Annotated in this window: 12 protein-coding genes; 11 read left to right on the top strand and 1 reads right to left on the bottom strand. The window is 30.0% G+C overall.

Translation table 11 applies throughout. From position 1 onward, the window contains the following. Nucleotides 1–13 precede the first annotated feature (13 nt). The 10 genes from CA_RS05995 to CA_RS05950 all read left to right on the top strand — a co-directional run bounded on the left by CA_RS05995 (nucleotide 14) and on the right by CA_RS05950 (nucleotide 7,259). Nucleotides 14–1,480: a cell envelope integrity protein TolA gene (locus tag CA_RS05995; RefSeq protein ID WP_010964446.1), complete on the top strand. Its 1,467-nt coding sequence runs from the start codon at nucleotides 14–16 to the stop codon at nucleotides 1,478–1,480. A 47-nt stretch (nucleotides 1,481–1,527) separates the two neighbouring features. Continuing rightward, nucleotides 1,528–1,971 carry a hypothetical protein gene (locus tag CA_RS05990; RefSeq protein ID WP_010964445.1) on the top strand — a complete coding sequence of 148 codons (444 nt, stop codon included), beginning with the start codon at nucleotides 1,528–1,530 and terminating at the stop codon, nucleotides 1,969–1,971. A 42-nt stretch (nucleotides 1,972–2,013) separates the two neighbouring features. Next, a complete protein-coding gene (locus tag CA_RS05985; protein ID WP_010964444.1) occupies nucleotides 2,014–3,033 on the top strand; it encodes a hypothetical protein in 1,020 nt (339 codons plus the stop codon). 61 nt (nucleotides 3,034–3,094) lie between these two features. Beyond that, entirely contained in the window at nucleotides 3,095–3,565 is a 471-nt protein-coding gene (locus CA_RS05980; protein ID WP_010964443.1) for a hypothetical protein, read from the top strand. Between the two features lie 13 nt (nucleotides 3,566–3,578). Next, on the top strand, nucleotides 3,579–4,019 hold the full coding sequence (locus CA_RS05975) for a hypothetical protein (RefSeq protein WP_010964442.1): 441 nt from the start codon (nucleotides 3,579–3,581) through the stop codon (nucleotides 4,017–4,019). Between the two features lie 13 nt (nucleotides 4,020–4,032). After that, a complete protein-coding gene (locus CA_RS05970) occupies nucleotides 4,033–4,680 on the top strand; it encodes a hypothetical protein (protein WP_010964441.1) in 648 nt (215 codons plus the stop codon). Then, the gene (locus tag CA_RS05965; protein WP_010964440.1) at nucleotides 4,677–5,270 is read left to right on the top strand and encodes a hypothetical protein; all 594 of its coding nucleotides are present in this window, start codon (nucleotides 4,677–4,679) and stop codon (nucleotides 5,268–5,270) included. Before CA_RS05970 ends, CA_RS05965 begins: the two co-directional genes overlap by 4 nt. Before the next feature lie 4 nt (nucleotides 5,271–5,274). After that, nucleotides 5,275–5,736 (top strand): hypothetical protein, encoded by a 462-nt coding sequence (locus CA_RS05960; RefSeq protein WP_010964439.1) that lies wholly within the window; start codon nucleotides 5,275–5,277, stop codon nucleotides 5,734–5,736. A 34-nt stretch (nucleotides 5,737–5,770) separates the two neighbouring features. Further along, nucleotides 5,771–6,874: an Ig-like domain-containing protein gene (locus CA_RS05955; RefSeq protein ID WP_010964438.1), complete on the top strand. Its 1,104-nt coding sequence runs from the start codon at nucleotides 5,771–5,773 to the stop codon at nucleotides 6,872–6,874. Nucleotides 6,875–6,935: 61 nt separating this feature from the next. Then, nucleotides 6,936–7,259: a hypothetical protein gene (locus tag CA_RS05950; RefSeq protein WP_010964437.1), complete on the top strand. Its 324-nt coding sequence runs from the start codon at nucleotides 6,936–6,938 to the stop codon at nucleotides 7,257–7,259. Nucleotides 7,260–7,559: 300 nt separating this feature from the next. Here CA_RS05950 and CA_RS05945 read toward each other — a convergent pair whose 3' ends face one another. Then, entirely contained in the window at nucleotides 7,560–7,829 is a 270-nt protein-coding gene (locus CA_RS05945; protein WP_010964436.1) for a hypothetical protein, read from the bottom strand. 82 nt (nucleotides 7,830–7,911) lie between these two features. On the opposite strand from CA_RS05945, the gene CA_RS05940 reads away from it, so the two are divergent. Next, entirely contained in the window at nucleotides 7,912–14,070 is a 6,159-nt protein-coding gene (locus CA_RS05940; RefSeq protein WP_010964435.1) for a phage tail tape measure protein, read from the top strand. The last annotated feature ends 30 nt before the right edge of the window (nucleotides 14,071–14,100 follow it).

Here is a 14,100-nt window from a genome sequence, read left to right as displayed (position 1 = left end):
AGAAGGTGAAATTTTGCCTGAAAAATTTAAATGCAAAAGCAAAAGAATTATTTCAATTGCAGAGAAACAAGTTGGTTCAGATCTTTTTCTTATTATAGATTTTCTACTAAATGACACTAATACCAATTTAAATGGTGTAAGATATTCAAAAGAATTTTTACAAGAGATAGTTGATAACCAAGAAGAATATGTAGGACTTCCCCTTAAGGTTGATTTGAATAATTTAGTAAGTGGTAATACTGAAAATCTTACCCACAATTATTCTCCAATAACAAATAAGTTTTATAATCAGATGATAGGTTCATTTGTTAAATTTTATAGTACTAAAAGTGATGATGATATATATGAGCTAGCTGGTCAGGTAAGAATACCAAAAGAATTTAAAGATGCTTGCGACATTATACAACAACTATATGAAGATGAAGCTCTTTTTGTAAGTTACGAAATTCTCGTTGGGAAATATACAGAAGAAAATAATGGAGAAATTAAATTTGTTGATGTTGACGAGTCAAATAAATTGAGTGGTTATTCAATTGTTAGTACTCCTGCCGTTGTATCTGCAAAAGCCACAAAATTAGTTGCGGAATTATTAAATATTAAGGAAAGTGAGAATGAAATGGTAAAAAAAATTAACCCTTTAGAGTGGGAAGAGAAAATACTTGCAGAACTAAAAAAGTCTTATAGAAGAACAGAGATTGCAGAATTAAACTATAATCAAGTAATGCTGAGTTTAAGAAGCCAATTAAAAGATAATTTAGGTGATTGCTATTGGAATTTTTATATTTTCTCAAATGGTGTAGATTTTCTTGTAATGGAGAATTATGATGATGGTTCTTTAGTAAGAATTGATTTTACTGTTGATGGAGATAATGTTGTAATTTTAAATGTCTATCCAGTAACTATAAAATATGACTCTATTGAAAATGAGGAGGAAAACGAAATGGCAGAAAAAAAGAAAAATCCTAAAAAGAAGTTAAATGATACAAAAGAAACTGATTCGGATTCAAAAAAAGATAAAGCAGATGATGAGGGAGATGATGAAATGTCTAGTGCGGAAATAGCTGCAAAATTAGAGTTAGAAAAAGTTAAAAGACAAGATGCAGAAAAAAAATTGGAGCAAGCCAATAAAAAAATAAGTACTTTATCAGCTTCAGTTTTGGAAAAAGATAAAAAATTAAAAGATATGGAAGAGCTAAAAGCAGAAAATGAAACTTTAAAAAAAGATAAAGCAGAAAAAGAGTTAGCTGAGAAGAAGATAGCTTTAAAAGCAAAATATGAGAAAATACTTTCAGAAGATACTATGAAAAAGTCAGAAGTTGCAGAAGCTTTAGAGAAAGGTAACGAAGATACTCTCCAAAAAATAGTTGTAGCAGAAGCTTTAGCTTCTTCAGAGAATATCGAAAGACAACCACTAGGAACTCGTATTACAGATAATGCATCCATAAGTGACAATTATATGGTAAGTTTTTTTGGCAAGTAGCATCTTATAACAATTAGTATATGAAAAATATTAGGAGGATTTTTAATATGGCAGGAATGGTTACTATGGGCAACCACAATTATTTAGGTACAATAGAATTAGATAGTAGTGTTAAAGATGGTGTAGAAAATGGTTCTTTTGTTTGTGTTAACTTTGCAGATAAAACAGCAAAACCATGTACTTCTAATACCCAATCAGCATGGTTTGTTGAAAATTTAAATGATAAAACAGATGAAGAACTTATAAATAAAACCGATCATGATTTAACAATAAATGCAGGTGAGAAACTTAGATTGCATAAACTTTTACCTGATGAGCATTTCCAAACAACAAAAGCGGTTGATGGAGATTCCCTAAAGGAAGGAGACGTTGTAGATGTAGGTACAACTGGTTTAATTACTAAAACATCTGGTACACCAGCTCAAACATTTACAATAGATTCTATAGAAACAATATGGGGTGAAAAAACTTTTTGTTGTATAGCAAATTAATTTTTCAGCTTATAGCAATTAGCATATAAAGGAGAAATGATTATGTCAGAAAGAAAAGTTACTCGACATGGAGATGCAGTTAGAATATTTTCTGCTGCGGCAAAAGGAAAATTAAAAAATAGAGTGGAATTAGAAAATGCAAACAGAATAATGAATAAACTTGCAATGAATCCTACTCCTCAAAATAGGTATATGATTGCCCAAATTGTACAATATTCTGTGGAAAATGTAGTTGATGAGGAAACTCAATTTTTAAATCTTATAGCTGATACAAAATTAGATTTAGAGCCTAATGAAAAAGCAGAATTCAAAGTGAAATTAAGAGGAGTTAGAGCTTTTTATTGTGCAAAAGGCAGTACAGTAGAAAGAAGCACAATTTCTCACAAAAATGTACTTCTTGATACCGAAGCTGTTACCGCAATACCAACTATATCAGATATAGATATGAGAAGTGGTAGAGTGAATTTTCAGGAAGTGGTTCAGGATGCAGCTATCGAGATGAACAATAGAATGGTTACTAGAGTTCAAAGTGTTTTACAAAAGGGTATTAGTACATTGTCTAATCCAAATTATGCAACAGGAACAGGATTAGTAAAGGCTACATTAGATGCTCAAATAAGAGCTTTTCAAAGACTTGGTATGCCTGTGTCTTTAGTTGGTGATATAGAAGTTGTTTCAAAACTAGGGGAATTAACTGGTTTTGTTACTGCAAATTCTAATGGAGTAACACAGCAATTTGATCCAATGCTTATAAATGAGCAAAATAAAAATGGTTTTATAGGAACTTATAATAATTGTAATGTCATACAGCTTACAAACCCATTTTCATCAGGATCATTTAGTAATACTATTTTAGATAAGAGCCTTTTATATATTGTCCCAACAGGTCAAAACGATAAAAGATCCCTAAAAGTAGCAAAAGAAAAAGCAATTCCAACTATAGATGATCTCCACTTAGAAGATAGATCCTACGAGATGAGAATGGATGCTGTTTTTGGTGCTGGGTTAGTATTTGGAGATAAATGCTATATAGGAGCGTATAAAGATCTTTCTATTTCTTAATCTAAGTAGAGAATTTTTTTAATTCTCTACTTATTATTTGTATAAAGAAGGAGTTAATATAATGGCGAATACTGAAAAAAAAATAAAAGTAAAAAATTCCACAAAGCATGATGTTGGAATTAAGTTTTTAGATGGAATTAGAAGTATGAATATAAAACCTAATGTAGTTGTCTCTCTAAAGGAAGAAGATCTCGATTATCTTAATGCTGTATCAACTATATTTTTAGGCAAAAGTTTAGAAATTTTAGATAAAGATAAAAAAAATGAGATCTTTGGAGATAATACAAACCAGAAAATGTCTCTATCTCCAGTAGAAATAAAAAAGATATTTGATATGTCTCTTACTGATATGAAAAAAGAATTAGATAATATTACAGAAGATGAATTAAAGTTTACTATATGGGATACAGCAAAAGAAGTTGTAGAAAATTTAACTGCTAGTAAAATAAAATATTTGTCAACTTTCTGTAACAGAGATGTTGAGGAATTAAATATTTCATCTAAAAATAATTCTGCTAAAGAAGAGAAATAAAGGAGGTAGTGTTTTGCCTTCCTTAGAGTATTTAAAACAAGATTTAGAAGAAGAATTAAAACCTTTTGTAAAAGAAATGAATATATTTTTACAGAATATAGATTATTGGCATTATCTAAAAAATGGGCTTAAAAGATTATATGTAGATAAAGGTATTGGAGATAGGTTTAAAGTAGAGTGTAAAGAGATAAAAAATATAAATTCAGAAGAAATTATTGATATAAAAATTTCTAGAGATATAAATTTAACTGAAGAAGAATACATAAAAATCTCTTCAGAACTTAACTTTTTTAAGTGTGCAAGGAGTAATTACATTGACATTGTTAGTTATACAACAGATGCTTTGTCGATAACTAATGCAGATAAACCATATAAAAATTTAAATGAAATCATAAAAGAATTAGAAAATAGACTATTAGATATAGGTTTTTCTTTTAGCTTATCAAAAACATAAGAAGGTGATAAAATTGAACTTTTATATACCACCTCATATAAATGAAAATTTTCAAGATTCTTTGAATTCACCTATAGCAACCTCTTTCATTCTAAATTCAAATTCGCAGAATATTATTAAAGCTATAGTACCAGAAGTAGATCATAGACTAAAAAGTGGTTCATCAACAAAAGGAACAAAACCAATCTACGCAGATATAAATTTTAAGTTAAACCTTGGAGATTATCTTCAAGCAGGTGATGATGAGATTTATATTGTTTCACAATTAAAGATAGAAAAATTCCCCAGATGCTATAGAATTCTAACCTCAGTTATTAATTCAAAAATAGATTTTTTAAGGCTTCAAGAAGCAACTGTAGATAATAATGGTACAATTTTAAAACAGAAAGGTTGGAATTCTATTTTTGAAAAAGAATTCTTATGCTCTATTGATTCTCAGAACTTTGCATTCAAAGCAAATAGTACCTCTATAGGGCTTGAAGCAAGTAATGAAATATCAATTCAAACTCAATTTAATTTTTATACAAAAAAATTGAAAATTGGAGATAGATTATATTGGGGTACAGTTCTATATGAAATAAGTTCATTTAATTTTTCACAAGTTGATATAAACTTCAATAAAGGTTTATTAACAATAATAGCTAGGAGTATAACATTATGACAGTCAAAATTGATGAAAAAAGACTAATAAACGCTATAGTAATAGCTTTAAACAAAAAAATAGATGATGTTTGTAAAATTTTAATAGAATTTATTGTTGCAGAAATCTATCAATCTAATGCTGGTAATCCAGAATGGAAAAATGATGTAATACAATCCATTAAATTTAGAAGTGCTGTAAAATCAAATGCTCTTGTGCGAGAAATAGGCATTTTAAATCAAAACGAAGGAACTATATATAAAGCTATGTTAGAGAATTATGGTATAGGACAAAAAGCAGATATAGAAAATAATCCTTACATAGAAGAATATTTTAATTCAAGTTATTATAATAAAACAAGAGACAATATGAAAATTTACAGCAGACCAAATGAACCTATTTTTGATCCTGATGAAAACGCTTGGAAACAAAGTTGTGCAAAAAGTCGCTATGAAATTCCAGCTTTTTCACAAGGACAAGAAGGCTCGCATTTTTGGGAAGATGTTTTTGGTGCTTCAAGTGGATTGGCAGAAAGTTATTTTAATGAAGCTATTCTTGATGCGATCAATTCAGTAAATTTTGCGGACTATCTGTTAGTAAGAAGTGATTGAATTTATGGGTATAACAGAAGATTATGCTTCTATAACAAAACTATTAACAAATGATTTAAGACTAAAAACATTAATGAAAATACCAACGGAAGATATTGATAACTATGGAAAGTTAGTTACAGAATATTTTATAGAAGGTAAAATTTCATATGTTCCTATTACCAAAAATGATTCATGTAGAATAAAATTTTATGCAGCCCCCTCATTAAGCACAAATAATATTTTTATTAAAAGAGAAACTTTAGTTATAGAAATATATATCCCAAACGAAATTGATAGAGATGAAAATAACTTTTTTAAAAGACGAGGAAATAAAATTGTTGATAGGCTTATACATCTAATTCATAATAAAAGAGTTGCACAAAAATTATTTTTGTTAGAAAATCACAATGAGCTTCCATCCAGTACACCAAATTATTCTAGGATGTTTGTTCAATTTTTATATAAAAAAGTTTATGGGAATTAACTCATAAACTTTTATTTTTTAAGGAGGAAGGTTAATGTCAGAAAAAAATGTAACAGGTTTTATTGCAGATGCTCCAAACGTATTGATAAGATCACGAAAAACCAGAGCCACTTATACTAATCTTACAGCTACTTCTGGAGAAATAACTTTTGGAGGAGATACATTAAAGGTAACAGGTGGATGGAGCTTTTATAATTTAGCAGAAATAGATAAAAGCAAAAGTATAACAGGAAAATTCACAGATGCAGAAATGAATATGTCTTCTCTTGCAATTGCAAGTGGTGGTAGTGTATCACAAGGAAAAAGCGAGTTTGAAATTTTTGGAGATTCATACCAAGTAAATGACGAAGGAAAAATTACTATAAACGATATTGTAAAAGATGGTTCTTTAAGGATAAATGGATATGAACAAATTGCTGATGGAAATGTTGGAGAAGGACAATTTAAAGTTAGTATAGGAAAAAGTTCAACAATTGTTGAATTACCTCCTTCTGATAAAGGTACAATTGTATCCCCATCTTATACTATAGATGTAGACAATATTACTTCTTTATCTGTACAAACAGATGATTTCCCAAAATCAGGGGAAGTTATTATTGATTTCCCTGTTTATGCTGGAAGCGAAGAAGATGAACAAGAAATTACAGGTTATTTACAAATTATAATTTATAAAGCAAAGATTCTCCAATCAACAAAGGTTGGAGGTAATTATAAGACTGCATCAACATTTGATGTACAAATTAATGGTCTTGATCCTAAAAGACCAGATAAAAAAATGTATGATATTAGATTTAAGCCAATTTCTAATACTGTAGATACAATTCCTCCAGCTATATTATCAGTAGTTCCAGCAGATAAATCCACTTCAGCAACTAATGATATAATTTGGACATTTAATGAGCCTATTGATCCTGCTACAGTAACTCTATCTAAATTTTCTCTTATAAGTACTGATGGTTCAAATATAAAGGGTACTTTAACACTATCAGATGATAGAATGACTGTAACATTAAAGCCTAATGTTGCTTTAAATACTGCTACAAAGTATTTAGCAACAGTAAGTGGAGACGTTACAGATTTAGCAGGGAATAGATTAGGAGACAATTTCACAACATCATTTACTACTGCCACATCTTAAGACAAGGTATAAGCCTTGTCTTTATACATATAAAATCAAATAATATTTTAGGAGGAAAAAAATGGGACAAAAAATAGGAATAGGTAATAAAGAATACGAGATAAAACCTGTAAAAATGAAATATATAAAACAGAACTTTTATGCTGATTATTTGCTTATTAAAAAATATGGTTTTTTAAATCTTGTAAGCAAATTTGTTGATGGGGAAACCATTATTATAAATTTTTTAAAGGCAGTTTTTGATAAGGAAGAGCTTCCAAAAGAATTAATTGATAATTTGAACAGTCCTATTCTCAAAGAAATACTAGAAGAAACAAAGAAAATAAATGAAATTGATGATGAACAGAAAAAAAACGAAAAAAGGACTCCAATGATGAAGGAATAACTCTTAGACGAGGTTATTCTTTACTTGGAGTCCATTGTGGATTTACAGAATCAGAAATAGATAACTTTTCGTATGTATTTTTTAAAGATTGTATCGTTGATTTAAGCTTAAAAGTAAGATATGATGGGATAAAAGGCTTAATAGGAAATTCTTATGCTAAAGATGCAGTCAAAATAATACAGGAATATAATCCTATAGAATTTAAATTATCTAAAAGCCAAAAGAAGCAAAAACATAAGCTAACTTTAAATGATATAAAAAATATACAGCCTCTTATCTAATAAAAAACCGAGTGAATTTTCACTTGGTTTTTTTATCCTTTTTAAAAAATAATTCCTCTGTTTCTTTTGAACGATATGGTACAACATTTTTCTTTTTAAGTAATTTAAAAAATATAAAACTCTCTATTATTAAAAAAGAAACTGTAAGTAGTCCTGTAAAATCACTATTCCAATTGAATTTTATCCCAACTATAAAAATTATAATTGCTGGTGAAAAAACCAGTACATAAGGAAAAATTGCTCCTAATAAAAAACAACATATCAGCAAAACAATTGCTAGAATAATCATTTTTATTACCTCCCTCTCATTTTGAATTATACATATTTTTTACATAATGTCAATTTTATCTTTTAAAAGGAAGTGATTTTTAATGGAATCTAATAACGGTGAAAAGTTTATTGGTAGATTAACCTTAGATTTAAATAAACTAAAAGAAGATATAAGTCAGGCTAATAAAATCTTAGAAGATTTATCTAAGGTAAAAATCGACTCTATAGATATTGAAAGTGGTAAAAAATCCATAGAAGTTCTTCGTTCTATAGAAGCAGAATTCGAAAAGCTAAAGACTGCATCTGGAAAATCTTTTGATTCAGATATTTTTAGGAATATAGAAGAACAATTAAGCAAACTTGGAATAACACTTGATTCGAATACAACAAAAATCACAAAATTTTATAAAGGAACATCAGAAGAAGCAAAAAACGGAGCAAACACATTCAAACAAATAACAGAGCAAATAGACGAATTGGGCAGAAAATATCAGGAAATAAAGAACTTAGAAATTAATGAGAATGGAGAAATTTTAGATAAAGGATCAGTTACAAAAGTTACCGAAAATCTTGAAAAAGAAGAAAAAGCTCGTAATGAAATTCAAGCGGCGATTAAAAAAACAATAAATGCTAGAGAAGAAGAACGAAGAACTATTGAAGAGAATCAAGCTAAAAATATAAACAAACAATTAGACCAAGAAGAAAAAGATAGACAAAAGATTGAATCAGAAATTTCAAAAACAATAAATGCTAGAGAACAAGAACGAAGAATTATTGAAGAGAATCAAGCTACAGCTATAAATAAAAGTTTAGAACAAGAATATAGAGATAGACAAAAGATTACAGAGCAACTAGAAAAACAAAGGGTTGCAGAACTTAAAGAGTACACTCAAATTCAAGCTAATAGTTCTGCGTATTTAAAGTTATCAGAAAGTATTTCTCAGATATCAAGTAAATCAAGTTTAGCAATGGGATCAGGAAACGCAAATAACACTTTTCTTGATAGAATGAAAATTTCAGCAGCTTACGCTGGTTCTGCTGTTGTTATTGCATCAGTAACGGGAGAAATTAGAAATGCGATTAGCACCAATACAGAGTATGAAAAAAACCTTGTAGACCTAGGTAGAGTCTTAGATAGTAATAAAAAAAGTCTACAAGATTTTGGACAATATGCAGTTAGAACCTCAAAAGAATTTGGACAGGATCTTGGGGGTATACAAAGTGCTATGTCAAGCTTAGCTGCACAAGGTGTTAGTGCTAAAAAAGACTTAGAAAGTATGACAAAGACTGTTTCATTAGGGTTAAATACTAGTGAAATTACAAACTCTAATGAGATGGTTCAATTGTTAGTATCATCAATGAAGCAATTAGGAATTAATTTTTCTGACTCAGAAAAAGTTTTGGATAGCTGGAATAAAACCGCAGATATTAGCATGGCAAAAACCGCAGATTTTGCTCAGGTTACAGATAAAGCTGGTATGACATCAAAAGATATGGGTATTAGTTTAAATCAATTAAATGGTATTACTGCTGTGCTAGCTGACAATACTGGGAAAAGTGGAAACGAAATAGGTGATGCTTTAAAGTCTATGGAAAATAGACTTGAACGCCCCAAAACATTAGAGACTTTAAGAGGTTATGGTATTGAAGTAATGAAAGATAAAGACCATTTTAAAGATTTTGGAGATATAGTAAAAGAAGTTTCTTCAGCACTCGATAAATTTGGAGATAACACTACTCAGAGCAATAGTATTTTAGATGCTTTGGGTGGGACAATGAGAAAAGACTGGATTGATGTTTTAGCGAAGAATTGGAAAGATGTTGATAAATTCGCTAAACAATCTGCCAATAGTGCTGGTTATTCTGCTAAAAAGAACGCTCAAGCAATGAGTACTGTAGAAAAACAAGTAAAAGTTCTTGAAGCTTCGGTAAAAGAATTTTTTGTTACTCTTGGTCAAAGTGGTGGATTGACAGAAATTAGAACCGTTGTAAATGGTGCAAATGATGTTGTTCAAGCTCTAGAAGGAGTAAATAAGGGTTTTGGTTCACTTTTATTGCTTATTCCTCAAGTAGCCTTAGCAATAAAAGGTTTAAATTTTGCTTCTAACGCTATAACAGGGAAATCATGGAAACAGTTGTTTAATGATCATGGTGGTGAATCAACTGCTTCCATAAAAGCTTACAGTTCTGCTGTAAAAAGCGTACAAAGAGATGTCGCATCAGGTAATATAACTTTGGAAGAATCCGCAACAATTTTAGATGTTATTAGACAAAAGGTAGGTTTAAGTAAGGCTCAAGTAGATATATTTGCAGCAGCAGAAGAAAACTTAAAAGCTAAGGTCGCAGCAGGAACAATGACAGAAGAAGAAGCGTCAGAAGCCTTAGAAGCAATGCAAATAAAAATGAAAGCGACTACTGTTTCAGCAGAAGAAGCTAGTTCTGCAAATAATGCGCTTTCTGTTGCTCAAAAGTCAGCTACTTTAAGTACCATGGGACTTAATTTAGCATTAGGTGGTATTGTTGGTGCATTAACTATAGGTTTGTCTATGGCTATATCAGACATTATCGAAAAACATGAAGAGCAAAAGCAAAAAGTAGATAAATTAAAACAGGGCTATGAAGATTTAACAAAAGCCATGAAGGACAACTCTATCACAGCAGATAATGACGATTATAAAAATTTAGAGAAGGAACAATCAACTTTAGAAAATGCTTTAAAAAGAAAAGCAGAACTAGAAGGCAAAATCAATTCTGTAAATAAATCTAAAAAAAATGATAAATGGGGAAATTCATTAGGCGATACAGGAAAACTTAAAGATTTTCAAAGTGAACTAAACAAAGTAAATAAGGTAATAAGTGAAACTCAAAAAAATTTAGACACTACTGGATATTCTTATGATAAAACTACTGGTAAAATCAAGCTCTTATCAGAAGCATCTGAACAAATTGCTAATAATAAAAGTATTGAGGGTGTTGCTAGAGATCTTACAGAGAATTCAGATAAAGCAAAAACTTCTATAGGACAGCTAATACAATCCTATGTTACTTTATATAAACAATCAGATAAAACAGCCTTGGAATCACAAAAGCAAAAAGGTTTAGCACAACAACTAGCCTTAGTATTTGGTGATTTAACTTTATCAACAGATAAGAATGGAGACACTATTATAAAAAACGCTTCAGCTCTACAAAAGGATACTGAAGCCTTTATAAAAGGAAATGCTGTAGTTAAAGATGCTATATTAAATGATAAGGAATTGCAACAAGCACAAGAAAAAATAAATAAAGCCATACAATCTACTACAAATAGCTACAAATCATATTTATCGTATTCAAATCAAATTGAAAGAAATAACAAACTTGATGCACAATCTGTAGCTGATATAAAAAAAAATCATCAAGAGTTAGTACCATATTTAAATAATACTAAACAATTGTATAGTAAAATACAACAGGGAATTAGTTCTTTTAAAAATACTGTAGTTATGTCATATGCGCAAATGCAAATGGCAGAACAAAAGAATTACTCAAAATTGGGAGCAGAATATCAGCAATATACAAAGCTACAGAGACAAATAAGTAAGAATAAAGGTTCATCCAAAGAATTAGCTGATGCTAAAAAGCAAGTTGGTAAAATCGCTCAGGATTTAGCAAATAAAATAAAAGGGCTTAGTACTGTAACAGATAAAAATGGAAATGTAACTCTTAAAGCTGGGAATAAAGAAAAAGAAATTATAAAAATATTAAAATCAGAAGGTAATACCTATAAAGAATTAGAAAAAATAAAATTAGGTAGTTCAAAATCTACAACCATGATAGAGGATGGCAATACTGCTGTTACTCAGAAACAAGCTCAATATCGTATAGGTTATTATACTAAAGAAGCAAAAATGATAGCTGCAAAGGCAAAAGTAAAAATAAATGCTTCAACTTTAGAGATAAAGGCTGGTCAAGCTTTAACTTCTAAGGCTCAAAAAAACGCAAAAGAAAGAATAAAAGCATTACAAGAGGAAATTGATTCCCTAAAGGAAGCTTCAAAGGAAATTGACAAGCTGTTTGAACAAGCTCAAAGTGCTGCTGACTCATCAATGAATACAGTAGATTCAGATAACATTGGTGACTATGCATCTGAAGATGCGGCAGAAAAGGCTGAGGAAAAAGCAGAAAAGGCTGAGGAAAAAGCTGAAAAAAAACAGCAAGAAGCTGAAGAAAAAGCTGAACGTCAACGAGAAGAAACTCAGAGAAAGGCTGAAGAAGCTCAAAGAAAGGCTGAAGAGCAACAGAGAAAGAGTCTCGAAGAAGAAAAAAAACACATGGATGAAGCTTTGGAATCAAGCTATAAGATAGAAAAACAACACCAGCAAGAAATAATAGATATGTATAAATCTCAACTAGATGAATTAGAAAAAAAACATGCCCTTCAAGAATCTAACAATGAACAACAAGAATATGAAAACAAACTTCTTGAGGATAAGCAAAAATTAGAAAATGCCCAAACAGAAAAAACTGTTAGGGACATAACAACAGGACAATGGATTACTGATAGTGATGCTATATATGAAGCACAAAAACAACTAAATGAAGATCAAAAAGAATATGATCAATGGAAAGAGGAACAAGATTATAAACAGCAAGAAGACACTTTAAATGGGCAATTAGAATCTGCTCAAAGCAAAATGGATGAAATAGAAAATAATTATCAAAATCAAAAAGATAATGTTGATCAATCTTATGAAAGTAAAGAAGAAGCACTTGGTGGATATGTTGATGGAACTGATTATGTTCCTGAAAGTGGTTTTTATGATTTAGTTGAAGATGGTAAACCAGAATTAGTTGTAAAATCTAGCAAACAATTTTTACCAAAAGGCTCAATGGTAATAAATAATGAAAATTTAAACAAACTAGGTTCTATTACAAGCAATCAGGCAACAGAAAAAGCCCCTAGCCCAAATAGCTCAAATGATATAAATGAAATTTCTGTTAACGCAAAACCAATAGTTTCTTTAGTAAAAGATATAACTAAAAGCTTACTGTCTTTCGAAAAAAATTCTTCAAATTTTAGTAAGAATACCTTAAAAAATATTGGGGATGCAATTACCGATAATAAAGAATTAACTTTAACTCCACAACAAAAATTTCAACAAGATATAGATAAAACTATTTCTCAATTTGTTAATAATACAATAAATTATGGTAAGAATAGTGATAAAAATATTGGACAAGGAATATCTGATGAAAAGCAAAATGTTATAGACCCTATTAACCTATTAACTGCTGAAGAAGCACAACTTTTAAATGATTTTTCTAAAAGTTGTGCTTCTTATGGCTCAGATTTAGTTACTGAACTAGGTAATGGAGTAAAGAGTAGTGAAGATAACCTTACAAATATTGTTCAAGATCTAACTCAGAAAGTAATAACTAAATTTAAGGAAGGCTTTGGGATACATTCTCCTAGTAGGGTTATGTATGAGATTGGTGATTACTTAATGCAGGGCTTAATAAATGGTATGTCTGATAATGATGTAACAGAATTTATTAAATCTCAAGTTTCAAGTGCGATAGGTGTGGCTGGTGGAGCAGCAAGCGGAAGTTTATCAGAGTGGATAAGAACCGCCATGTCTTTAACTGGTGTTGGAGAAGAGTGGTTTGCACCATTAACACAAATTATTGAACATGAATCTGGTGGTGACCCTAATAGTATAAACCTTTGGGATATTAATGCTATAGAGGGACACCCCTCAAAAGGTCTTATGCAACTAATAGACGAGAATATGCAAGACTGGCATTTACCTAATTTACCAGATGATATTTATAATCCAATATCAAACATAGCAGCAGGTATAAGGCTTATAGAACATGATTATGGAAACATATTTAATGTTCCAGGCATTAAAGCTTTAGCAGCAGGGAGACCTTATGTGGGTTATGCTAGAGGTGGAAAAGTTGAAGATAATGGTTTGGCTACAATAAATGAATATGGTCAGGAAATGAGAATGTTAAATGCAGGAGATCAGGTGGTTACTGCGCAAAAAACTCAAAGTATAGTTAATTTTGCTGAGAATATTCCTAATTTAATGGCGTCTATAAGAACACCAAAAATTATTTTACCTAGTAGTTTAAATGTTAATGGAAATAGTCCTAATTCTAGTGGATTAGCTAATCAAAGAGTCTTTCATATAAATAACCTAAATGTCCAAGCGAATGATGCAAAACAACTAATAAAAAGCTTGGAACTAATGGTTGAAACAGGAGATTATTAAAGTGTTAGGTTTTAAAATCTAACACTTCTT

Source organism: Clostridium acetobutylicum ATCC 824 (assembly GCF_000008765.1).
Classification (GTDB): domain Bacteria; phylum Bacillota; class Clostridia; order Clostridiales; family Clostridiaceae; genus Clostridium_S; species Clostridium_S acetobutylicum.
This window is presented reverse-complemented; position numbering and strand designations above follow the sequence as displayed.